The organism is Thalassotalea sp. G20_0 (genome assembly GCF_017744175.1).
GTDB lineage: Bacteria > Pseudomonadota > Gammaproteobacteria > Pseudomonadales > Endozoicomonadaceae > Endozoicomonas.
Map to the genome: position 1 here is coordinate 173,843 of NZ_JAGHQV010000002.1, position 23,670 is coordinate 197,512.

The window sequence follows — 23,670 nt, forward strand, 5'->3', positions numbered from 1 at the left end:
AAAGAGCAAACAGGTTAATTAGTCGTTTATGAAAACAATTATAAAATTTACGGTATCTTTGTGGCAGGGATATTGATGGACTCTGTTGATGATGCGATGATTTGCGCCTTTTTTTGTATCTGTCCCTTAGTGGAGAGAGGAGATTGAATTGAGCGCTAGTTCTGGAAAAGCATCCTTGGCCAATGACGAGTTTGATCAGCAGCAGGAAACCGTATTATCTGCCTATCTGGCATCACGCCCTGGCGGGAAAAGCGGTCAGGTTATGACGCTGACAGCCATCAAAGGCCTGATGTTTGCCGTTGCCAACTCACCGGTTAATGTTCCGCCGGATCGTTGGATGACCTTGGCGCTGGCGACCAAAACACCAGAGTTTGAATCCCCACAGCAGGAAGATGATATCCGCCATATCCTGTTTAACCTGCTGGATAAAACCAGAAAGACCATCACAGGTGGTTTTGAGGTACTGCCGGAAGAGTGCCGGGCTGAAGATGTTCATTGTTCAGAATTTTCCCGCCTGCAGGAATGGGCGACAGGTTATGGGCAGGGTTGTCAATTGCTGATGGACGTCTGGACCCAGGTACTGAAGCATCCCGGGGTTCAGCCTATGGAAGAGTCCTGGTCCAGCTGCATGGTGCTGCTGAACGTCTGGAGTCGTGCAGACAGCCTGCTGGAAAAAGCCAAAAAGAAAGATGGCCCGGATGTGAATAAGATGCTGCAGGCAATGCCAGCGGTTGCCCGGGAAATGGCGGTGATGTGTCACGATATTCGCGAGATCTGGCAAAAGTCCCTGGAAAAGCCCGCTCCGGTAAAGGTGACCAAAGTTGGCCGCAATGACCCGTGCCCATGTGGCAGCGGCAAAAAGCACAAAAAGTGCTGTGAAAAGGGTTAAAAGAAAGAAATTTTAACCACCAGGACACAAAGTAAAGGCATTTTCAGGGTAAGAGCTTCGCTCTTACCTTCTGTTGCTCTTCTTTGTGTCCTTTGTGTCCTTTGTGGTGCAAAAAAAGTCTTTTAAGTACGTCCGTCTTCCCCTTCACCCACCGTGCGCAGCCCGATATCTGATCGTTGCACGGTTACCCGCTCACCCGGCAGTTCGGCTGGTGCTTTATAAAAGTGCAGTTCCCGTTGCGGGAATGGAATGGTTATGCCTTCCCGGTCAAACCGGACTTTTACTTCACGGGTAATATCCCAGTATACATCCCAGTAGTCGTCTGTTTTTACCCAGGGACGAACGACAAAATCCACGGATGACTCATTGAGAACATGCAGACGAATAATATGCTCTGGCGTTTTCAGAATTTTCGGGTGGCTGTTGACAATATCTTCGAGAATTCCTTCTACCTGCTCAACATTGTCGCCGTAGGCAACCCCGAAGACCATATCCACCCGGCGGATTCGTTCCGAGGTGATGTTTTTGATGGTTTCTCCCCAGATCTTGGCATTAGGCACCATAAAGACCTGGTTATCGAAGGTGCGAATGGTGGTGTTGACCAGGCTCATCTTGCCGACTTTACCGGCAACACCGCCCGCCTCAACAAAGTCACCCACATCAAAAGGGCGGTAGATCAGGATCATCATTCCGGAGGCGAAGTTGGACAGGGTATCCTGCAGGGCAAAACCGATGACAATACCGGCAACCCCCAGACCGGTCAGTACCGGTGTCAGGTCCAGACCCACCTGTGCCAGGGCGAACAGGAGGCCAAAGATGATCACCAGGTTACCACCAATATTGATAAAAAATTCCTGAACCAGTGTACTGAAACGGGCTTTTTTATGGGTGACGGCACGGGATATTCCCCGCCGAACCAGGCGCGCTAACACTATCGCTGCCGCCATCAGGGCGGCAAACAGGAACAGGCGGGAGAGGATGCCGCCCAGATTGGCTTTGAACCAGTGCGTCAGGTCGTCCCATAGCCCGACAATTACCGCACGCAGCGTATCAAAGTTAACCACGGCTTCGGCCAGATTGCCGGTTGCCTTGAAGATCAGTTCATTGTAATGATCCACCGGCAGCCCCTGTTCTTCCATCATCATCACGATCTGCCTCAGGTTAGCGACCGCGCTGCGCACCAGGCGATCCTGATCGGCAATTTTGCTTTCCAGAGAGCTGCGGGCATCAGCAGGAAGGGATTTAAGCTCGGTCTGCAACAGCTCTTTCTGACGGTTATTGTTGCGCAGGTAGGTAGCCATAAACTCGGCATAGCGAGTGATCTCATGGTCAAGCTTCTGCTGTAATGCGGTGGTATCAACCTGCCAGCTTTTCAGTAAATTCAGGTTGTCCAGCCTTTCTCTCTGTAGCCAGTTGATATAGGCGTAAAAATCATTGATATTGAACAGCACCAGCAATTGTTTATCGGTTTCAGCCTGTTCGTATTGTTCAAACATTTTACGCAGGTCGGATGAGGCGGGGGTCAGTCGGGCTTCAAAAAAGCGATTTTCTGCGTTCACCACCTCCTCGCCCAGTTGTACGGCTGCTGTTGTATTAACGACCTTAACCTGGTCCAGGAAATTATTTACCCGTTGAGTGGTCGTGCGAATATCGGAGACGATCTGTTGCTGAATCAGGTCGCGGCCCATTTCGGATGTGGTTGTCTTCCAGCTGGCTTCCATTTGGAGCACACGCGTGCCGGTGGCTTTAATATCCTTTATTACCGCAGCATGAGCATCAATAAGCTCCGTTGGTAACGGTGGCTGGGGAGCGATGTTGCCGGTGGTGTCTGTAAAGGCGTTGAAGGAAAAAAACAGTAATATCCAGACAAGGTTTCTGAACATCGGAAGTCTCCGAAAGGAACATCAGTTTCTGTTCCGGTTTAGGTGTTGATTGTTTCTCAGGCTTGAACGGGAACGGGATTCTATGTCCTGCGTACAAAGCCTGATCAGTCGGTTACATTTATTTTGCCACACAAGGCTCTCACGGATAGCCTGGTTCTTTGTCCGAGAGGTTCGTCATGGTTGGCAACAGTCACTTCACAATTAGGCCCCATAGTTTCAACTTTTACCCGTGTGCCATCAACTGCGATACGGATATTCCCCACCTGCGAAGCGATTAATCCCCCATGTTTGATCTGATAGTCATTATCAGTGGTGACATGCCCGTTAAAGCTGAAGATTTTAAGAGGCTGAGCAAACGCCTGTGGTAATTTGACAGTAACATCACTATCAATGCCGCGAGAGGCAATCTTAAGGTAGCCGTTACCCAGTATCTCCGGGTTTGTTAATGCCGTAACTGACACGGTATTTTGGTGCTGTGGATGTTGTTCAGTAAGCACTATATCGCCTTGCCTGGTAAAAATATCAAGACCCTTAATCTGATTAAGCGGATACTCCCGGACTTGATCAGGGTGGCCAGACACGGGAAGGCTGATCGGGATCTGATGAAGGGGTTGCGAAACGGAGGCACAGGGATCTGGAGGATTGCTGTTATTTGACAATGGGCGTGTACCTGCTGATGAGGCTAATAAATCTGGCAGAGCACCATATCCAAAAATTGGTATTATAGTTCCAGTTACCCTCGCAGAGCTCAAGTCTACCCTGGAAGACACTGGACGGGAGGGCTGATGTCTTGTTGTGCCACTGGCGGGCCGACTTTCCAGTGCTGCCAATGCAGCCTGTTGCTTCTCGCTTTTGCTGGTATCGGTGCCGGTTGCCTCGATATCTGTAAAGTGTTCCAACAGGCGTTCTATCTGGTTGTTCACTATTCTACCCATCGGTTTAAGATCGCCACTTGGGGTGTTGGTTAACGGTTTTCTGTCCATTGGGCACACTTTCGGGGTTGTCAGCTGGTTGTAGCATGAGGCACACAGGACTGCCTCACAGCACCTTGTTTGCAAAGGCTTGCTGTGTACATCTGTGCAGACAATACACTGATAAAAGGACAGGCTCGTTAGAGCACCAGCCCGGATAGCTCTGAGGGTTTCGGTTCCGGCCAGGGATGTGAGTACTTTTTGCTGGCCAGTAGTGGAGGAAATAAAATTAATCAATGATGTTTGTTGTTGTGAAATTTGCGAAACATTCATAAAAAATCTCCTGATCGATTGCAGGCGTCGGCGATTAATCCTGAAAGTTCAAATTTAAAGAAATATTCAAATGTTGCATTTTGGCCAAAACATAATAATTTAAGCTTTGAAAATGAGATAGTATCTTCGTAATTTATTTTCCCAATAGAAACATCAAAACAGAAAAATCAAAGCAAATTAATAATCATGAATTCAGGAATAAAAGGTTTTACAAAATGAATACTAACTTTGCTGCTGATTGTCGTGTAACCCAAGGAAGCTATTTTCCTGATGATGCTGGTAGTGGTAGTTCCGGGGTTGCCTTAAATGTCAGGCATATGAATAGGGGGATTGGACATGTGAAACTTCCTCGCGCCATGTTGTCCATGCTTAAAGAAATAACATTATCTCCTGACCAGCAAAACGATTTTACAGCACGGCTTAAAAAGCATGAGCAAGAATGCAGTCAATGCACTAAAAATGCCTTGAAAAGGTTGTCATCCGAATAGAATCCCTGCAAAGACTGCCAGAATTGAGAAAAATTCTTTTTCTCCGGATGGGATAAGGCTGACAAAGGCCAGCCTTTGAATGGTTATTTCAGATTGATTGTCAGGTTTGGCTGATCACTTTGTTTAACCGCCTCTTCATCATAGTTCCAGAGGGAGGTCACGGTTTTCGTTTCTGTATAGAAACGCACCGCCTGCTTGCCATAGGCATGGAGGTCACCCATAAACGAACCTTTCCAGCCGGTGAATGAGAAGAAGGGGAGGGGGACAGGAATAGGAATATTAATGCCTACCTGACCCACTTCAATGTCACGCTGGTATTTACGGGCAGCAGCACCAGAGCTGGTAAAGATTGATGTGCCATTGCCGTATGGGTTGGCATTGATCAGCTCAATGGCTTCCGCCAGTGTATCCACCGTTATGCAGCAGAGCACCGGGCCAAAAATCTCTTCCCGGTAGATGGCCATCTCCGTGGTGACATCGGTAAACAGTGTTGGCCCGACCCAGTTGCCTTCCGGAAGTCCTGCAACCGTGCAGTCACTGCCGTCCAGCAGGCAGGTTGCTCCTTCTTCCCTGCCTTTGGCAATTAACCCCAGTACACGATTTTTGGCGGTTTTGGAGATGACCGGGCCGTAGCCGGCTTTGGGGTCGTCCCAGGCACCCGGTTTAACAACGGATAGCTGGTCTTTCAGCGCATCAATCCAGTGTTTACTGTCCCCGACAAACACCGCCACGCTGATGGCCATGCAGCGTTGACCGGCAGCCCCCACGGATGCACCAACAAGACCATTCAATACCCGGTCTTTGTTGGCATCGGGCATGATCACCATATGGTTTTTCGCCCCCGCCATACACTGTGCACGCTTCATATTTGCGGTAGCTGTCTTGTAGATGTATTGACCAACAGGTACCGAGCCTACAAACGACACCGCTTTGGTATCAGGGTGATTCAGGAGGTAGTCTACCTGCTCTTTACCGCCGTGAATGGCTTGCAGTACCCCCTTGGGAGCACCCGCTGCCACAAACAGCTCAATCAGGCGCATCACCGCGAGCGGTACCTGCTCTGAGGGCTTCAGAATAAATGTATTGCCTGCGGCAATCGCCAGAGGGTACATCCACAGTGGAATCATGGCCGGAAAGTTAAATGGGCTGATACCAACACAAACGCCCAGGGGCTGGGTATAGCTGAAGGTGTCGATATTGCTGGCCACATTCTCAACGGTTTCACCCATCATGGCTGAAGGGATATTGGCCGCCTGTTCGACCACTTCAATGCCACGCCATACATCGCCCCTGGCATCAGCAAACGTTTTGCCGGTATCCAGGGAAACCAGTTCTGCAAGGGCATCATGGTTTTCTTTAAGCAGGGCAACATAGCGCATCATCAGACGAGCACGGTCCGATACTGGGACATCCCGCCACTGCTTAAAGGCCGCTTTGGCACTTTCCACGGCTTTTTCCATTTCGGCTTCGGTGGCAAAGGGCAGTTCCGCCAGTAGTTCCTGGGTTGCAGGGTTGGTGACAGGAATAAACTGTGAGCTTTCACTGGCGATGAATTCGCCATCAATAAACAGGGGGATTCTATTGGGCATGGGATTACCTGTCTTATTTTATGATTAAGCGTGCTTTTCCCTTCCCAGAGGGTTTGGCGTTAATGCGCGCTCTTGCGGCCGCGTAGCAACTCCAAGCCCTATGGGTATACCAATACATCTTATGGCAGGCTCAAAGGGAGGTGCCCTTTGAGCCTTTCTTACTATGGATAAACAACTATTGATAAACAGAGATGGCGGCCTTTACCGCTTCGCCGGGTGTGAACCTGTGGCCTTGTCTCAGCAACGCAGATTCCAGTGCCGAGAGACAGTTCAAGACATTGGTTTGATTGGCAGCATACCCCATCAGGCCGATTCGCCACACTTTGCCGGCAAATGCACCGAGACCTGCACCAATCTCCAGGTTATATTCCGCCAATAGCTGCTGTCGAACCGCAAGGTCATCGACACCTTCCGGTATGACCACGGCATTCAGCTGGGCCAGTCGCTCCCCTTCAGGAACCAGCATTTCCAGTCCCATGGCGGCCAGTCCGGCAACCAGTGCCTGATGATGCCGCTGGTGCCGCTGCCAGCTGTTGTCCAGCCCCTCTTCCTGCAACAGGCAGAGCGCTTCGTGCAAGGCGTATAATTGGTTGACGGGTGCCGTATGATGATAGGCTCTTTTGCCATCACCCCCCCAATAGCCCATAACCAGGTTCATATCGAGAAACCAGCTGCGTACCGGTGTTTTTCTGGCTTGAATTTTCTCCACAGCGGCTTCGCTGAAGCTAACCGGTGATAAACCGGGAACACAGGACAGGCACTTCTGGGAACCGGAATAAACGGCATCGACTCCCCAATCATCAACTTCCAGCTCTGAGCCGGCCAACGAGGTTACGGTGTCGACAATGGTCAGGCAATTATGCTTTCTGGCCAGCTGACACAATGTTTTTGCATCCGAACGTGCGCCGGTAGAGGTTTCGGCATGAACAAAAGCCAGAACTTTGGCATCGGGGTGAGCGTTCAGTGTTTCTTCCACAGCTTTCGGATCCACTGCACGCCCCCAGTCGGAATCGACGGTAATCGCGGTACCGCCCATGCGTATGACGTTTTCTTTCATACGGCCGCCAAAGACGCCGTTTATGCATACGATGACCTTGTCGCCTTCTTCGACCAGGTTGGCAAAACAGGCTTCCATTCCTGCCGAACCGGGTGCAGAAATGGGCAGTGTCAGCCGGTTGCTGGTCTTGAAGGCATATTGAATCAGTGACTTCAATTCATCCATCATCCGGATGAACTCAGGGTCCAGATGCCCAATAGTGGGTCGCGCCAGGGCTTCGGTAATTCTGGGGTGAACATCCGAGGGGCCGGGGCCCATCAGGGTACGTTTCGGGGGGTGAAAAGGGGCGATAGTCATAACTGCCTGTTATTCTCCACTTATGGGCACTGCTGTCGTGTAGAGCGGGTGCCAGTCTATTATTCTGGGGAAGCCTGACAGCAGAGGACGTGTCAGGCAGGGCTTTTTGTCGATGTTTCTATTCGGCTCGCTTCAATACTACTTCGGGCAGCGGATATTCATCAACAACGACCTTACCAGAGGAAGGCATGATTTCCGCTTTGCCTTTCACAACGGTTTTACCATTCTGGTTGATCACATTGGTCGAGACGGTTGCACGTTTTCGCTGTTCGTTGATTTCCAGAATTTCCAGCTCAACCGTTACCGTATCACCGACTTTTACCGGGCGCAGGAATTTTAGCTCCTGGCCCAGATAGATACCACCGGGTCCCGGCAGTTTTGTCGCCAGGGCACAGGAAATCAGTGAGGCGGTCCACATGCCGTGGGCAATACGACCTTCGAACTGGGTGGTTGCGGCAAATGCCTCGTCCAGATGAACGGGATTAGTATCGCCGGATACTTTGGCAAACAGCAGGAGGTCTTCGTCGGTCAGTGTGCGGGTCAGGCTGGCTCTGGTGCCAATGGTTAATGCTTCGAATGGGATATTTTCCAGCTTGCGCATAAGTTAAGGCTCTATTGCTTTGTTAAGTATGGGTAACTGTTTGAGCAGTATATTTTCATTGGCAATGATTATCGCACCTATTGTGGGGTGTCGGGTACCGGAGAACTGCCGTCATGGTTTTTTCCTGACTTCAACGCTTTATTACCTGAGGGCAGGTGTCTGAATCGAGTGTGATTTGACTGCCGTGCCCGGATTGCCGCTTTTCAAGCCAGTTGCACAGCTGATCAATCACTTCCTGATGGTTGGTTTCATGAAATAATTCGTGTCTGGCACCTGGGTATAGCGTCAATGTCGTATTGCTGTGACCAGAACTGATCCATGCCTTTTGCAGGTTTTTTAAGCCATCCGGTGCGCTGACAGGGTCTTGGTCTCCCCCTATGATTAGCACTGGCAGCTGGTGGTTAATCTTCTTTAACAGGCTTTTGGAACTGATTTCCTGCAGTCCCCCGAACAGGTCATGCCAGAGCTGGTTGCTGCAACGAAAACCACAAAGCGGATCCTTGACATATCGCATAACCGATTCAGGATTGCGGCTTAACCAGTCAAACTCGGTCGTATTGGGTTTAAAGCGGTTGTTGTATCCGGCAAATGTCAGTTGGTGGATGACAGGGCTGTGCCCCATCACTCCCTGGCGCAGGGTTTCAATTTTGGCGATCAGCCGGGCCAGCATCAGCAATGGCTTGGCCACAAAGTTTGACCCGGAGAGAATGGCACCGGATATATTGGGGTTATGCCTGCCCAGATAACTTTGCAGTATATAACTTCCCATGCTGTGACCCAGAAGAAAGCAGGGTAGAGTCGGGTGCTGGGCAAGAGTGTGGTCAACAACCCGCTTCAGGTCCTGAACCACATTATTCCACCCATCATGATCACCAAAATGCCCCTGGCTGGACGTTTTATCTTTGTTGATGGTTGCGCCATGCCCGCGGTGATCATGGGCATAGACATGAAACCCTCTTCTGGTCAGCTGCTCAGCCAGCTCTTGGTAGCGGGCACCGTGCTCAGCCATGCCATGACTGATATGTAGCACAGCCTTTGGATTTTTTTTCACCAGCCACTGGTAAACCGGAATACGGTGGGGGCCTGATTGGCTGTTGATGGTTACCAGTGATGGTGGCGATTCCAAGTGTGTCATACAGCGTCCTTGAATAGGCTTTTAGATTCATTATGCTTAACATCTGAATTGAATGGAAACTGGCTCGAGTATTTTCACGTTTATTTTGTCAAAGTGTGGCTGAAGGTTGTCAGTAGTGATCACGGACAGTGCTTCTACCTCAATCATCTGTTCAATATCAAAAGAGGTGGCGTCACCGGAGCGGCTATCGATCAGCTTGTATTTTTGCAGTGATAAAATCGTCCTCACTGATACATCACCATTATCAAGAACTCTTGCTTCCGTTCTTATTTCTCTTTCAGGCATTGACAAACTCAGGTTTTTGCCAATGAAATACAGATTTAATAAATTGTGGAAAATATTGGCAGATCGTTGGCTACAGAAAAAAGTAAAAATGTGCATCTGTTTATGAGAGCACAGGATCTTGTCAAGTTTTGCTTCAATCAGGGATTGGAACAGCTGTTCACGAGAATCACGGTCTGTAAGTTTACGTGTGTCAAAGGTCATTTGGTCGATAATAACACCACTCTCCTCCCTTTCCTTGAATGAACAGGTTTTTGTGTTGCTATAAATGCTAAGCAGGGGGCGGTCTGACGGAGAGTAAATGTCAATATTCATGCCTCTTAATAAATCATTGGAAAAAATGTCACTTAATTTCGTGTTGGAGGAGATTTTGAGATCTTTTTGATATTCAGTTTGCAGGTGCAGGTTGCACTCATCCAACTCTTTGTGCTCCAAATCGTCCATTGACATTGAGTAATGGTTTTGTGACAGGTTGGTTAAATGTCTTTTAATACCCAGGCCGCTATTGATACAGGCTTCGGCCTGGTCAAAAACTGTGGTAATCGTTGTTATACTCCGGGCGGGATGGTCCGGGGTTTTTAAATGGTGTTCCACTGACTTTCTGTCATCTGTAAAGCGTTGAATAGCGCTGCCCGGGTTTTCGCCGAATGTTATCAGGTAGTAATTTGTCAGGGTTTGTAATTGCTCATCCCAGGATAATGTCAGCTTATTTAATTGGTTCAGAAGTTTGCTCATTCTATTTGGTGAAAGAATGCTGCCAATAAAAACCTTAATTGCCCTGGTTTCGGTGATATACTGCCAAAGACGTATAAATTCCTTAACGGGTTTGGTCATGTCAGGATCCCCGGATAAACGAGGTGTACTCTTGTTGTAGAGTGGCGTTGTCCGCTTGCTCTGAAGCGATGACACAGGCCATCGCTGACTCACTAATGGCTGAAGAAGAGGTACCGATATCAATCGCTCGGAAAGATTGGTGCTCATTGATGAATTTATGGGGCAAGAAGATTGTGGTTGTGCTGTCTTCAGTGGCCTTTGTGCTTTATGGTGATCAGATGGTGGCGTGTAAGTGCCTGTCAGCAGGTGATTGCCGTTTATTCTGTCCATTGGCTTTTCTCTTGTGAATACTATTGTTCAGCCCTTCGTTGAAAACAGGTTAGAAGTATTTACCGCAGGTCGTCTATCAGGAGCAGCAGAAAACTGATAATCTCGAAAGATTTTCCAATGCGATAGTCTGCAAGACAGGTTGAACAGTTTGCGAGCCAGTTTTTATTCTATACAGCTCCATCATGGATGTGGGAGGCGTACTCCATGACCACCGGTTTCTGGAAAGACAAGTACCCGAAAGGTATTCCTGCAACGATTGATGTTGGTCAGTATCGCTCAATTATTGATGTACTGGAGTACAGCACCCGCAAGTTTGCCAGCAAACCGGCATTCAGCAACATGGGGCATGAGCTGAGCTATTCCCGTCTTTATGAGCTTAGTGGGCATTTCTGCAGTTATCTGCAAAATCACACCGATTTGCGCCCCGGCGATCGTATAGCCATTATGCTGCCCAATGTCATGCAGTTTCCTGTGGCAGTCTTTGGTGCACTGCGTGCGGGATTAATTGTGGTGAACACCAATCCGCTCTATACCGAACGTGAGATGGAGCACCAGTTCCTTGATTCCGGTGCCAAGGCGCTGGTGGTGTTGGCCAACATGGCGCACATGGCTGAGAAGGTGATTCCCAAAACAGCCATCAAGCATGTTGTGGTGACGCAGGTCGGAGATTTGCTGCCCACCTTTAAGCGGACGCTGGTGAATCTGGTGGTCAAATACGTTAAGAAAATGGTGCCGGATTATTTGCTGCCATCGGCGGTGTCATTTACCACTGTTCTCAGCCGGGGAGCCCTGCATCATTGCACGGATATTCGCCGGGAAAATGATGATGTTGCCATCTTGCAGTATACCGGTGGTACGACAGGTGTCGCTAAAGGTGCCATGCTGACTCACCGCAATATTCTCAGCAATATGTTCCAGGTCAAGGCGCTTGTTGGGGGTAATTTGCGGGAAGGCGAGGAGCTGATTATTGCGCCACTGCCGCTTTATCATATTTTTGCTTTTACCGTGCATTGTATGGTGGCTATCTTGCTGGGTGAGCATAACATGCTTATTACCAACCCGCGGGATATGAAATCCTTTATCAGGGATTTGACCGGTAAGCCTTTCAGTATGTTTATTGGTCTGAATACTCTGTTTGTCGGGCTGATGAACCAGGAAGCCTTCCGTCGTCTTGATTTCTCCTATTTGAAAAACACTATTTCTGGTGGGATGGCGCTGCAACTGGATACTGCGGAGCGATGGGAGAACCTGACCGGCAGTCGCATCTGTGAAGGTTATGGTATGACAGAAACATCGCCGGTGGTGACGATTAATCCACTGGGTAAAATCAAACTGGGCACCATTGGCCTGCCAGTGCCGTCCTGTGAATTGAAAGTGGTTGATGCTGAAGATCAGGACCTGCCCATTGGCGAAGTGGGTGAACTCTGCATAAAAGGCCCTCAGGTGATGAAGGGCTACTGGCAGAGTGAACAGGCCACTGAAGAAGCGTTTCTGGATGGCTGGTTGAGAACCGGCGACATTGCCCGAATAGATGAGGAAGGTTATGTTACCATTGTCGATCGCAAAAAGGACATGATCTGTATTTCCGGTTTCAATGTGTACCCGAATGAACTGGAGGAGGTGCTCTCTGCCCACCCTGATGTCTCTCAGTGTGCTGTGATCGGTGTTCCTGACAAGCGCTCGGGTGAGGCGATCAAGGTGTTTGTGGTGTCCAGTAATCCGGGGCTGACCAAAGAAGAAGTGATTCACTTTTTCCGGCAGAACCTCACGGGGTATAAAGTACCCAAAATGGTTGAGTTCAGAGATGAGCTACCCACGACCAATGTGGGTAAAATCCTCCGTCGTCATTTGCGTGATGAAGAGTTGGCAGCCAGTAGGGGAAAGTGCTACTTGTCCGGGTAATGACAGTTGTCCGGGATATTTAATGTGTGGATAGAATTCCTGTCGGGCGGCCATTCAGGCCGCTTTTCCAAACCAGTATAATTCACTGATTCCATATAAACGGGAGTACCTGGGTGTCCGGCTTTTCCGATAAGCAACTGCGCCAGTCCATCAATCAATGCATGATACGTGACCGTTACCGCTTGCGTGGTCAATTGCGTCGGCTGAAACGGGATGATGAGGCAGGTCTGGAGCGGATTCAGAAAAAAATAGCGTCATCGCTGTTGCTGGTAGAGCTGCGACAAGCAGCGCTTCCTGAAGTCCGTTATGAGCAGTCGTTACCGGTGATTGACCGGAAAGAGGATATCGCCGGGGCTATCCGTGATCACCAGGTAGTGGTGATCGCCGGTGAAACAGGCTCAGGCAAGACAACCCAGTTGCCAAAAATCTGTCTTGAGGCGGGTCGTGGTATTTTTGGCACGATTGCCCATACTCAGCCCCGGCGACTGGCCGCCCGTTCCGTTGCCAATCGCATTGCTGAAGAGCTTGGGGGAGTCGTGGGTGAGCAGGTTGGTTACCAGGTGCGTTTCACCGATCACTCCACCGAAACCACCCTGATCAAGTTGATGACTGACGGTATTCTGCTGGCTGAGATCCAGAATGACCGGTTTCTTAACCGCTATGACACCCTGATCATTGATGAAGCCCATGAGCGCAGCCTGAATATTGATTTCCTTCTGGGCTATATCAAGCTGATTCTGCCTAAACGACCAGACCTGAAAGTCATCATCACGTCAGCTACCATTGATGTCGAACGGTTTTCAAAGCACTTTGATCAAGCGCCGGTGATCGAAGTCTCCGGCAGAACCTATCCGGTAGAGACATTATATCGTCCACTGGAAGATCTTGAGCTGGAAGGGCGTGATGCCGACCAGCGATTACAGCAGGGGGTTCTGGCCGCACTGGAAGAGATTGACAGCCTTGAACGCGCAGGAAAGGGCAAACCACTGGGCGATGTGCTGGTGTTTCTCAGTGGTGAACGGGATATCCGGGAAACTCACCAGTTCCTCCGGGATGCCAAACTGCCCCATACTGACATTCTGCCATTGTATGCCCGCCTTTCTGCCGCCGAGCAGAACCGGATCTTTCAGGAACACTCCGGTCGTCGTGTTATTTTGTCCACCAACGTTGCCGAAACCTCGTTAACGGTGCCGGGTATTCGCTATGTGATTGATCCGGGTACTGCCCGTATCAGCCGCTACAGTGTCCGGTCAAAAGTCCAGCGATTGCCGGTAGAAGCCGTGTCACAGGCATCGGCCAATCAGCGTAAAGGGCGCTGTGGTCGTGTTGCCGAAGGTATCTGTATTCGCCTTTACTCTGAGGAGGATTTTCTTTCCCGTCCGGAGTTTACCGATCCGGAGATTCTCAGAACCAACCTGGCGGCGGTGATCTTGCAGATGTTGCGAATGGGGCTGGGTGATATCGCCGCGTTTCCGTTTGTTGATCCACCGGATGGCAAAGCCATTAATGATGGCTTCAAGCTGCTGCAGGAGCTGGTGGCGGTGGGGAAAGGCCGGCGTATTACCCCGATTGGCCGACAGCTGGGGCAGCTGCCGGTGGATCCCCGCCTTGGACGGATGCTGATCGAAGCTAATAAAAACAATGCCCTGCATGAAGTATTGATTATTGTCAGTGCCCTGGCGGCACAGGATCCCAGAGAACGCCCGCAGGACAAACAGCAGGCAGCAGATCAGCGACACCGTGAGTTTTATCACGATGATTCGGACTTTATGACCTATGTGAATCTCTGGGAAGCCTATGAGGAACAGCGGCAGGCTCTGTCCCAGAACCAGCTGCGCAAATACTGCAATAAACAGTTTCTGTCTTTTATGCGCATGCGCGAGTGGCGCGACCTCCATCGACAGCTGACACTGGCCTGTAAAGACCTGCAATTCCGCTTGAATGACAGCCCTGCCAGCTATGGTGATGTTCACAAATCACTGCTATCCGGCCTTTTGTCCCAGTTGGGCAGTAAAGATGATGAAGCGGATTATATGGGGGCCAGAAACCGGCGCTTTTATCTGTTTCCGGCATCGACGCTTTATAAGCGCAAGCCCAAATGGGTGATGGCGGCGGAGCTGGTGGAAACCTCCAGGCTTTTTGCCCGAACCAATGCCAAACTGGAGCCCCAATGGATTGAGCCGCTGGCAACTCACCTGGTGAAGCGGAATTATTTTGAACCCCACTGGGAGAAGAAGCGTGCCCAGGTGGTGGCGTTTGAGCAGGTCACACTGTACGGATTGATCATTGTCGGCCGTCGTCGGGTAAATTATGGCCCGATAGATCCGGTGGTTGCCCGGGAGATCTTTATCCGTGAAGCCCTGGTTGAAGGGCACTTTGATTCCAAAGGGGCGTTTCAGAAGCATAACCTGGCATTGATTGACGAAGTGGATGAGCTGGAAGCGAAGTCCCGCCGCCGGGATATTCTGGTGGACAGTGACACGCTCTACCACTTTTACGATGCCCTGATTCCTGCGGATATCTGTAATGGTGCGGGCTTTGAGCAGTGGCGCAAGGGGGCTGAACGACAGAAGCCTGATTTGCTGCACCTTACCAAAGACTATCTGATGCAGCATGAAGCAGAGCATATCACCGTCAACCGATACCCGGATCGCTTCCGCTGGGAGGGGTTGGAGCTGCCCCTCAGTTATCACTTTGCCCCGGGTGAGCCGGATGACGGCGTCACCCTGACCGTGCCGGTGGAGGCATTAAGGTTGCTGCCCAGGCATCGTCTGGAGTGGCTGGTGCCCGGAATGCTGTTCGACAAGTGTGTGGCCCTGGTTCGATCCATGCCCAAGCCGGTGCGCAAGAACTTTGTCCCGGTGCCCGATTTTGTCAATGGTGCCCTGGAATCGCTCTCTGCCTGTGACGAGCCGCTGACCGACATGCTTGGGCGACAGCTGACCCGTATGTCCGGTGTGCGTATTCTCGAAGAGCACTGGAACCGGGATAACCTGGAGGCGCACTTGCTGATGAATATCCGGGTGGTGAATGAAGATGGCGATGTTATTGGTCAGGGGCGTGATTTGCATCAGCTCCGGCAACAGTTCTCTGATCATGTGCAGGATACGATCCGCAAGCTGGCGAAAAGTCATCTGGAACAGGAAGGTCTGCTGGACTGGACCTGTGGCGAGCTGCCCCATGAAATTACCCGCAAAGCCGGGGGGCTGGTATTAAAGTCATACCCGGCCCTGGTTGACCAGCGTGATTCCGTGGCTGTTCAACTGTTCGAAAGTCCGGCGATGGCCGACTTTGAAAACCGCAAAGGGTTGACCCGACTGCTCAGGATCAGGCTGTCCACCCAGCTGAAGTTTGCCTTGAGTAAAATGGCTCGATTGAAAGAAACCAGTTTGCTGGCCACTAACCTGATGAATCAGAACCTGCTTGAAGATGATGTGCAGAGTTTGATTATCAGCGGCGTCTATCTGAATAAGGACAGCGAGCTGCCCAGAAACCGTGAATTATTTATGGCATTGCTGGAGCAGCGTAAAGGCGACATTGTACCTTTTGCCGAGAAGATTGATCCCATTCTTAATGAGATCTTTCGTATTGCCCAGGGGATTAGCCGACAGCTGAAAGGTAAGATCAGCTTTGATCGGGCCCTGGCCCTGGCGGATATCAAGCAGCATATGCAAAGGCTGTTGCAACCGGGGTTTATGACGTCAGCGGGTATGGAGTGGCTACGCCATTATCCTCGTTATTTCAAGGCGATTGAGGTCAGGCTGGAGAAGCTGCCAGCCCAGGTAAACCGTGATCGGGCCTGGACGGAAGAGCTGACCGCTCTGCAGCAGAAATATGATAAGCGCCGGGAGGCTCATTATCAGCATAAAGTGATCGATCCAAATCTTCAGCAGTTCTATTGGATGATTGAAGAGTACCGGGTTTCCCTGTTTGCCCAGCAACTGGGCACTCGATTTCCGGTATCGGACAAACGACTGCGGAAATTGTGGGAAGAGGTGGAAGCGATTTAAGTCATCAGTGCTTTCCCTCTAAGTAGCTGGCACAAGGAGTCAGAAATATATGATTTCAATGGTTAGCTACTTATGACTCTGTAGTTATGGAGTGTTACTGGCTGTATTACCGTTGAAATAAAAACTTCATTTGATCTTAACCTTTCTGAAATATCCCGTCTCCAAGATACCTTCCGCAGTAATCAAAAAGTGCCAGGGGAAAATGATTTAATTGGTACCGCTGAAAACAGCTGTCATTAATCACGATCATTTTGGCATTGAAGGACAAGACAAAAACACTAAATGGGAATATCTGGGAATGAAACTTAAGCCAATTGCACTTTTTCTGGGGATGGGTGTTTTTCTGCAGGCAAACGCAGGTGTGGTTAAAACAGAAGGTGAAGATATCATTGTCAGCACCAAAAATGGTGGCCTTCAGTTAAAAACAGAGAGTGGTGATTTCTCTTTTAAGGTCAGCGGCAAGCTCCAGTGGGATGTTGCCAGCTATGACGATCTTTATGGACAGGACACGACGAATTTAGCGAACCCAAAAGATGGCTTAACCTCCTACATTCGCCGTGGTGAAATCAAGGTCAGCGGCAAAGCCTATGGCCTTTGGAAATACGGACTTAAGCTGAAAACAGGCAGTGATGATTCCATCGATCTGGATGATGCCACCATCGGTTATACCGGTTTTAAACCTGTTGAAGTTACCGTAGGCCGATGGGATATGGATTTTGGTCTGGAAGACTCTACCAGCTCTTCATGGATTACCGGTATTGAAAGGCCTTTTGTCCTTAATATGATGAATGGGGCCGGTGGTAATGAGTATGGTGTGAGAGCATCCAGCTCAGCAAAAAACTACACCGCACAGCTGGCATTGGTTAATACCGGTAATAGCGAAAGCAATAATTCCAGCAAAGACAGTATTGGCTATTCATTCCGTGGTACCTATGTTCCCATTATGAATGACGAAATGCTTTTGCACCTCGGTCTGAGCGTTTTTGACGGCAATCCGGATAATGCTGATGTTGATGGTGACACCCGGTTAGGCATCAAAAAAGGTGAGAAGAGCACACTGTTTGACACTGTAAATACTGTGACCAGTGATCGTGAATACGCTGTTGAAGCAGCCTTTCAGATGCAGTCTCTGAAGCTGCAGGGTGAATATCTGCAAAGGAAAATCAAGTCAGGTACTGCGAGTTCTGATGTTAAGCTGAATGGCTACTATGGTGAGATTTCCTATATGTTGGATGGTGGCAAGCGCTCCTACAAGAAAGGAAGCTTCAGTAAGCCCAAAGGGGGTAAGTGGGAGGCCTTCGCCCGTTATACAGCAATGGATGTTGACGCCCAGAGTGCCGTATCAAAAGGTAATAATGGTAAGGATGTAGAAGCTTCCAGTTATACGGTAGGGGTGAATTACTTCCCAACCGCTAATATTCGCGCCAGCCTGAACTATGTCACAGGCCAGCTGGATAACCATGCAGATATTGAGGGGGTAGCCAATGCAGAGGATAAGGGAACCGCGATTGTTGGTAGAATTCAGTACGTATTCTGAGTGAAATAGTAACTTGAGGCCCTGATGCCATCAGGGCTTTTTGCGTCTTTAAGGGCTGTGATCAATCATGATCTCATGCATAAATGCTGGCAGGCTGAATAAATATAAGTGTTGGACGCAGGTTATTCGGCAAAGTCAAGCGCATTGACATTGTTAATCAACTGCTTGCCCGGGAAGTCTGCCCACAGCAGACCAAGTCGCTTGATAGATCCGGTTAATGAGTACGTGTTATTTGACCTGTCAGAACCTGTGGATGTCGTTAAGTCCCACAGGCTCTTACTCTGCCGGGTGATACCCGGCAGGTGATTCATGAGATCAGGAGCTGGCCACAGAGGTTATGGCCAGGCAATCGTCAGGCAGGTTGTGCTTCTTTTTCATCGCGGATTTTATCGACAATGGCAGTGGTTGAGCAGTTTTCCAGGAAAGCCAGTACTTTCACTTCACCACCGTATTCATGAACAATCGGGGCACCGACCACTTCATCCAGTGAGTAGTCGCCACCTTTTACCAGTACATCCGGCTTGATTGCCTGAATCAGATTTTCCGGGGTATCTTCATCAAAACTGACAACCCAGTCCACCGCTTCCAGGCCGGCAAGTACTGCCATTCGCCGGTCCACCGGGTTAATCGGACGTCCTTCGCCTTTCAGGCGGGTGACAGAATCATCGCCATTAATGGCAAGAATCAGCCTGTCCCCCTGTTTGCGTGCCTGCTCCAGGTAGCCAACATGGCCAGCATGGAGGATATCAAAACAGCCATTGGTAAATACGATCTTTTCGCCATGAGCCCGGGCATCTTCAACCGCAACCATCAATTGCTCGGCAGATACGGCACCTCTTTCAGCACCCAGCTCCCGGTTCACTTCACGTCTCAGTTCGGGCATGGAGACGCTGGCGGTGCCTAACTTGGCCACAACAATGCCGGCGGCAATATTGGCCAGACCGGCAGCCTGGGGCATGTTACAGCCAGCGGCCAGGGAGGCGGCCAGTACCGAGATAACCGTGTCGCCTGCACCTGTTACATCGAAAACTTCTCTTGCCCTTGCCGGGAAGTGAACCTCAGGTTCATTTTCCCGGATCAGGGTCATGCCGTGTTCACTGCGGGTAATAAGCAGTGCTCCCAGCTCAAGGTCTTTTAACAGTTGTTGACCTTTACTGACCAGCTCTTCTTCGCTGCGGCAGGGGCCAACAATTGTCTCAAACTCTTTCAGGTTGGGCGTTATCACCGTGGCACCACGGTAACGCTCAAAGCTGCTGCCTTTGGGGTCCACGAGAACGGGAATATTATGGGATCGGGCCAGGCGAATCAGCTGCTGGCAGCCCTGCAGAGTTCCCTTGCCGTAATCAGAAAGGACAATGGCGCTCAGATTATGGATAAGCTGGGCGGCCTTTTCTTCAATGACATCGGGACTCAGACCATCAAAGCTTTCTTCATGATCCAGACGAATCAATTGTTGATGCTGGGAAATGACCCGTAACTTGGTAATGGTGGGTGCACCGGGAATTCGGGCAAAGCTGCAGTAAATGCCAGCGGCCTCCAGTCGGGTCTGAAGGGCGTCGGCGGCTTCATCGTCACCGGTCGCTGCGATAACCCATGCCGGTGCGCCCAGTGTGGCAATGTTGAGGGCAACATTGCCCGCTCCGCCCGGACGGTCTTCTATCTGTCCGACTTTGACTACAGGCACTGGCGCTTCCGGTGAAATCCGGGAGGTGGCACCATGCCAGTATCGATCCAGCATGATATCGCCAATTACCAGGACTTTGGCCAGATCAAAACGGGGAATCGTCAATTTCATCAATGAGGTCCAGTCAGCTTAATGGCAGTTGCTTACCATACCACAGCCGTGCAATATGCACCTTAAAGTCAGTTGACGGGTATTTTGGCAAAGGTTGTACAGCGTGCGCTGGTACACCTTATACGCCTTGTTTCGTGTTTCCGGATCGGGGGCAGTACAGCTGTTTTACGGTAAATCGGCGACTTTACCATAGATGTTTTCTGCTGCGTAAGTGAGAAAGAATATTAATCCTGTGACGTCAGATGGTCGTCGTACTCCTCGACACTCGTATCATCGTCTGCATCTTGGCAATCCTGGCATTTAGACAGGTATTTTTGCAGTTTATTATTCTGGGAGTCTTTAAGTTCAGTGGCGTATTGAGGGTTATGTTCAAGTAGTGTTTTGAGCTTGGCTTTATCATTACGCTCGATCAGCAAAGCGATTTGTTTGGCGAGGGATAGTGTTTTTTCTGAGGGATTTTCTAATTTATAAGAACTGGCAGGGACTACGGCTGGTGATGGTTGAGCTGATGCAGATGATTGGGGTTCTTTTGGTTTTGACGATCTTGCCGATTGCTCGCTCAAACTATTCAGCAGAGATTTTAAGGTTCTCTTTTGAAATTTTTCAAGGTTATCCGATTGAACTTCTTTTGTTTTTGGGCAATAAGTCAGCCCTGCCGGGTTCAGCTTAGGCCTTTTGAACAACGCATGGTAGGGGTGGCTTTCAGCCAGCGACTTTGAGAATGAGGTGATTAATTTGAATGGCGGGATGTGGCTGGATTGTGTTTTTATGCAGGGAATAACAAGGGTTTTATCCTGACTTTTCCATAATCCCAATGTCTTGAAGAGTATGGCAATGTCACAATTATCATCGCTGGTATCAGGGCAAGTTGAGTCAGTTTGAGCTTGAACACGTTTTGAGGTCGCAGGATGATCATAAAAAGTACAAATTGTGGAGAGCAATGCCCCAATAAAATCCGCAGTGGTATGACATGTTTTAAAAGGGTCATCAGGTATAAAAAACGTAGCATCCTGGTGGGAGATGGTCTCAGTAATTATTTCACTTACTTTTTTATGTCTGAAAGCGATCGATAGTTTATAGGTGCTATGTTCGCTGAACATTATTAGTGCGTTAGTCTTATCAGGTGGAAATAATTCTGGCACTAAAATGTGCTTTGGTATGTTGGAGACTCTGCGGGTTGCCATATTCAACGTACCTGACAGAAAAGCCTCGGCAATGTGTGCTGGATTTTCCCTGTCAAACCTGCCCAGTTGAATTGATCGGAGTATCAATGCTCTTTTGCATTTGGTCATGAACTCGATGAGTTCCTTAAACATTAAATTTCGTGGGTATTTAGTCGAGATCTTTTGCCACTGCTGAATACACGCTTGCAACTCATTGGGCAGAGAGCTTTCCGGAATGTCATTATTTTGAGGGCCTTTTAGCGGTATAGAAGAACCAGAGCCTGAAGAGGCAAGTATTGTTGTGTCGGCACTACCGGGAAGCACAGCTCTTGATTCAATGTTAGTGGTCCTGGTGGATGTTATATCATTGGAGTCGGACTGAATGGATGTATGCGTTTGACATGTTGCTAATGTTCGGTGAGGAGAAAAAACACATTTGGAGCTATCAGAAGCGGGTGCTAAAGGCCGGGTTAACTGATTGGAAGGTGCTGCCGAGACGTTTGCCGGGTTAGTGTCTGGATATGTTTCCATTGGAAATGCCTGTTCAAGCTCAAGATACTACAAGTACATGGTTTCAATTTAATTGATGAGTTCCTTCTATCAATGGCTTCCAAGCTCCGTTCATCCTGAGCTGAGCCGAAGGGCACCCGGGGTGAACGGAGATTCTGCACATCAAACTTATTGAAATGATGTACTAGGTAGGATTGAAAAAGGGAGCAAAAGTTCCATTTTCTTCCTGTGTAATATTTAAACTTGTTCCACGGTAACAGGCGGTTCATCCTGAAACTGCATCTTGTGCAGTTTGGCGTAATGTTCACCTTTCGCCAGCAGTTCAGTATGGGTTCCCCGTTCAATAATTCGGCCATGCTCCATTACCAGGATGCAGTCGGCATTCTCAATGGTTGACAGGCGGTGGGCAATCACCAGGGTGGTACGGCCTTTCATGATGCTATCCAGGGCTGCCTGAATATGGCGCTCGGATTCCGTGTCCAGGGCTGAGGTTGCTTCATCCAGAATCAGGATGGGCGCATCTTTAAGCACCGCACGGGCAATGGCCAGACGCTGACGCTGGCCACCGGACAGGAGAACGCCGTCTTCGCCAACAATCGTGTGAATACCGTCCGACATGTCTTTGATGAACTCTGTGGCATGGGCCGCTTCTGCAGCCAGGCGGATATCTTCCTGATCGGCCGTATCCCCCAGGGCACCGTAGGCAATATTTCTGGCAACGGTATCATTGAACAGGGTGATGTTCTGGCTGACCAGGGCAATTTGGCTGCGCAGGTTTTTCAATTCAAAGTCATTCAGGGGGACACCGTCAATCAGGATATCGCCTTCGGTATGGTTATAGAACCTGGGAACAAGATTGGCGAGGGTGCTTTTGCCGGAACCGGATCGTCCTACCAGGGCGTAGGTTTGTCCCGGTTGAATGGTGAAGCTGATGTCTTTCAGTGCCGGTGATTCCGCACCCGGATAGGCAAAACCAATCTGCCTGAATTCAACGCAACCGGTTACCCGGTCGCAGGTGTACTGGCCATGATTGGCTTCTGGTGTTTCATCCACCATGGCGAAAATACTTTCTGCCGCCGCGATGCCCTTCTGGATACTGGCGTTCACTTCGCTGAGCTGGCGGATCGGCTTGGGCAGCAGGGCGGCCGCAGTCACATACCCCACCAGGGTTGCTGTGGTTGAGTCACCTTTGACAAAAAGAACCATAAACAGCAAAAGGGCAAGGGCTATGGAGACAATAAATTGCAGAACCGGTGTATGGACGGAGCCCGCTTTCGCCAGCTTAAGGTTCTGGCGGGTATTGGCGGCACTGGAAGACCGGAAGCGATCACATTCATAACCTTCACCGCCAAACCCCCTGACCTCCCGATAGCCATTAATGGTTTCCGAGGTGACATGGGTCAGGTCACCCATGGAATTTTGCATATTCCGGCTGATCCTTCGGAAACGTTTGCTGGCATAGGCAACCACCATGGCGATGATTGGCAGTGCGGCAATAAAGATCAGGGTCATCTTCCAGCTGGTGTAAAACAGGAAGCTGAGCAGGAAGACAACGGTCAGGCCTTCCCGGACGGCAACACGAATGGCATCAGTAGCCGCGGCAGTCACCAGGCTGACGTTATAGGTAATACGGGCAATCAGGTGACCGGAGTTGTTGTTATCAAAGAATGCATTGGGCAGGTTGATCATGCGCTCGAACATCTCGGTTCTCAGGTCATGGATAACAAAGTTCGCGACCTTGGAGATGTAGTAATTCCCCAGATAAGAGCCAATGCCCCGAACGATGGCGATAATGACCATCAGTGACGGGATCAGCCAGAGTGATGAAACAGATGAGTTGGGAAGCCATGCCTGGTTCTGCAGCAGGGTGACCTCTTCACCTTCCAGCGCCTGGACAAAGTATTCAAGCAGTTTGGCAAAACCGGGCTGGGTCAGGGCAAATATAGCCAGGCCAAGGAGGCTCAGGGCAAAATAGCCTGTGTAGGGTTTTACGTAAGTCAGCAGTCGAAGGTAAATCTGCAGACTGCCAGGATTAGGGTTCTGTTCTGACATGGTATAGGATCATTTCCGGCTCTGGACAGATGTTGCCATGAGCGTAATTGCCGCTTCCCTGTTGATTAAAAGAAAAGTCTGGCTGGGAAGAACATTCTGGCGGCATTTTCATTAAAATAAAAATGAACCCGC

General features: G+C 49.8%; 16 protein-coding genes. 5 read left to right on the plus strand and 11 right to left on the minus strand.

The genetic code is table 11. The features are described from left to right. The first annotated feature begins 148 nt into the window (after positions 1-148). The gene (locus J7438_RS01940) at positions 149-889 is read left to right on the plus strand and encodes a UPF0149 family protein (protein ID WP_209275212.1); all 741 of its coding nucleotides are present in this window, start codon (positions 149-151) and stop codon (positions 887-889) included. A 122-nt stretch (positions 890-1,011) separates the two neighbouring features. Here J7438_RS01940 and J7438_RS01945 read toward each other — a convergent pair whose 3' ends face one another. Next, on the minus strand, positions 1,012-2,772 hold the full coding sequence (locus J7438_RS01945) for a mechanosensitive ion channel family protein (RefSeq protein ID WP_286196312.1): 1,761 nt from the start codon (positions 2,770-2,772) through the stop codon (positions 1,012-1,014). A 104-nt stretch (positions 2,773-2,876) separates the two neighbouring features. Beyond that, positions 2,877-4,016 carry an RING finger protein gene (locus J7438_RS01950; RefSeq protein ID WP_209275213.1) on the minus strand — a complete coding sequence of 380 codons (1,140 nt, stop codon included), beginning with the start codon at positions 4,014-4,016 and terminating at the stop codon, positions 2,877-2,879. Positions 4,017-4,231: 215 nt separating this feature from the next. Here J7438_RS01950 and J7438_RS01955 point away from each other — a divergent pair, with 215 nt between their 5' ends. Next, entirely contained in the window at positions 4,232-4,504 is a 273-nt protein-coding gene (locus tag J7438_RS01955; protein WP_209275214.1) for a hypothetical protein, read from the plus strand. 83 nt (positions 4,505-4,587) lie between these two features. Here the strand turns inward: J7438_RS01955 and J7438_RS01960 are convergent, their stop codons facing one another. The 5 genes from J7438_RS01960 to J7438_RS01980 all read right to left on the minus strand — a co-directional run bounded on the left by J7438_RS01960 (position 4,588) and on the right by J7438_RS01980 (position 10,569). Then, positions 4,588-6,093, minus strand: coding sequence for a CoA-acylating methylmalonate-semialdehyde dehydrogenase (locus J7438_RS01960; RefSeq protein WP_209275215.1), 1,506 nt, complete (start codon positions 6,091-6,093; stop codon positions 4,588-4,590). Positions 6,094-6,268: 175 nt separating this feature from the next. Beyond that, on the minus strand, positions 6,269-7,447 hold the full coding sequence (locus J7438_RS01965) for a pyridoxal-phosphate-dependent aminotransferase family protein (protein ID WP_209275216.1): 1,179 nt from the start codon (positions 7,445-7,447) through the stop codon (positions 6,269-6,271). A 118-nt stretch (positions 7,448-7,565) separates the two neighbouring features. Next, a complete protein-coding gene (locus tag J7438_RS01970) occupies positions 7,566-8,048 on the minus strand; it encodes a MaoC family dehydratase (protein ID WP_101746558.1) in 483 nt (160 codons plus the stop codon). A gap of 130 nt (positions 8,049-8,178) precedes the next feature. Further along, entirely contained in the window at positions 8,179-9,183 is a 1,005-nt protein-coding gene (locus J7438_RS01975; protein WP_209275217.1) for an alpha/beta hydrolase, read from the minus strand. A gap of 36 nt (positions 9,184-9,219) precedes the next feature. Continuing rightward, a complete protein-coding gene (locus J7438_RS01980) occupies positions 9,220-10,569 on the minus strand; it encodes a hypothetical protein (protein ID WP_209275218.1) in 1,350 nt (449 codons plus the stop codon). Between the two features lie 204 nt (positions 10,570-10,773). Between J7438_RS01980 and J7438_RS01985 the strand changes: the two genes are divergently transcribed. From J7438_RS01985 to J7438_RS01995, 3 genes are all read left to right on the plus strand, one after another. Continuing rightward, entirely contained in the window at positions 10,774-12,471 is a 1,698-nt protein-coding gene (locus tag J7438_RS01985) for an AMP-binding protein (protein ID WP_209275219.1), read from the plus strand. A 113-nt stretch (positions 12,472-12,584) separates the two neighbouring features. Beyond that, entirely contained in the window at positions 12,585-16,481 is a 3,897-nt protein-coding gene (hrpA, locus tag J7438_RS01990; RefSeq protein WP_353620085.1) for an ATP-dependent RNA helicase HrpA, read from the plus strand. Positions 16,482-16,779: 298 nt separating this feature from the next. Beyond that, entirely contained in the window at positions 16,780-18,018 is a 1,239-nt protein-coding gene (locus J7438_RS01995; RefSeq protein WP_209201808.1) for an OprO/OprP family phosphate-selective porin, read from the plus strand. Positions 18,019-18,140: 122 nt separating this feature from the next. Here the strand turns inward: J7438_RS01995 and J7438_RS02000 are convergent, their stop codons facing one another. The 4 genes from J7438_RS02000 to msbA all read right to left on the minus strand — a co-directional run bounded on the left by J7438_RS02000 (position 18,141) and on the right by msbA (position 23,538). Next, positions 18,141-18,329: a hypothetical protein gene (locus tag J7438_RS02000; RefSeq protein WP_209201809.1), complete on the minus strand. Its 189-nt coding sequence runs from the start codon at positions 18,327-18,329 to the stop codon at positions 18,141-18,143. Positions 18,330-18,370: 41 nt separating this feature from the next. Further along, positions 18,371-19,813 carry a bifunctional D-glycero-beta-D-manno-heptose-7-phosphate kinase/D-glycero-beta-D-manno-heptose 1-phosphate adenylyltransferase HldE gene (gene hldE, locus J7438_RS02005; RefSeq protein ID WP_209201810.1) on the minus strand — a complete coding sequence of 481 codons (1,443 nt, stop codon included), beginning with the start codon at positions 19,811-19,813 and terminating at the stop codon, positions 18,371-18,373. Between the two features lie 224 nt (positions 19,814-20,037). After that, positions 20,038-21,507, minus strand: a complete 1,470-nt coding sequence (locus J7438_RS02010) for a hypothetical protein (protein WP_209275220.1) — start codon at positions 21,505-21,507, stop codon at positions 20,038-20,040. Between the two features lie 216 nt (positions 21,508-21,723). Beyond that, positions 21,724-23,538, minus strand: coding sequence for a lipid A export permease/ATP-binding protein MsbA (gene msbA / locus J7438_RS02015; RefSeq protein WP_209275221.1), 1,815 nt, complete (start codon positions 23,536-23,538; stop codon positions 21,724-21,726). Positions 23,539-23,670 lie beyond the last annotated feature (132 nt).

Bases quoted from the DNA above. Each gene is read 5' to 3' on its own strand.
- J7438_RS01945 (WP_286196312.1), bottom strand. From the start codon at position 2,772: ATGTTCAGAAACCTTGTCTGGATATTACTGTTTTTTTCCTTCAACGCC.
- J7438_RS01950 (WP_209275213.1), bottom strand. From the start codon at position 4,016: ATGAATGTTTCGCAAATTTCACAACAACAAACATCATTGATTAATTTT.
- J7438_RS01955 (WP_209275214.1), top strand. From the start codon at position 4,232: ATGAATACTAACTTTGCTGCTGATTGTCGTGTAACCCAAGGAAGCTAT.
- J7438_RS01960 (WP_209275215.1), bottom strand. From the start codon at position 6,093: ATGCCCAATAGAATCCCCCTGTTTATTGATGGCGAATTCATCGCCAGT.
- J7438_RS01965 (WP_209275216.1), bottom strand. From the start codon at position 7,447: ATGACTATCGCCCCTTTTCACCCCCCGAAACGTACCCTGATGGGCCCC.
- J7438_RS01970 (WP_101746558.1), bottom strand. From the start codon at position 8,048: ATGCGCAAGCTGGAAAATATCCCATTCGAAGCATTAACCATTGGCACC.
- J7438_RS01975 (WP_209275217.1), bottom strand. From the start codon at position 9,183: ATGACACACTTGGAATCGCCACCATCACTGGTAACCATCAACAGCCAA.
- J7438_RS01980 (WP_209275218.1), bottom strand. From the start codon at position 10,569: ATGGACAGAATAAACGGCAATCACCTGCTGACAGGCACTTACACGCCA.
- J7438_RS01985 (WP_209275219.1), top strand. From the start codon at position 10,774: ATGACCACCGGTTTCTGGAAAGACAAGTACCCGAAAGGTATTCCTGCA.
- J7438_RS01995 (WP_209201808.1), top strand. From the start codon at position 16,780: ATGAAACTTAAGCCAATTGCACTTTTTCTGGGGATGGGTGTTTTTCTG.
- J7438_RS02000 (WP_209201809.1), bottom strand. From the start codon at position 18,329: ATGAATCACCTGCCGGGTATCACCCGGCAGAGTAAGAGCCTGTGGGAC.
- hldE (WP_209201810.1), bottom strand. From the start codon at position 19,813: ATGAAATTGACGATTCCCCGTTTTGATCTGGCCAAAGTCCTGGTAATT.
- J7438_RS02010 (WP_209275220.1), bottom strand. From the start codon at position 21,507: ATGGAAACATATCCAGACACTAACCCGGCAAACGTCTCGGCAGCACCT.
- msbA (WP_209275221.1), bottom strand. From the start codon at position 23,538: ATGTCAGAACAGAACCCTAATCCTGGCAGTCTGCAGATTTACCTTCGA.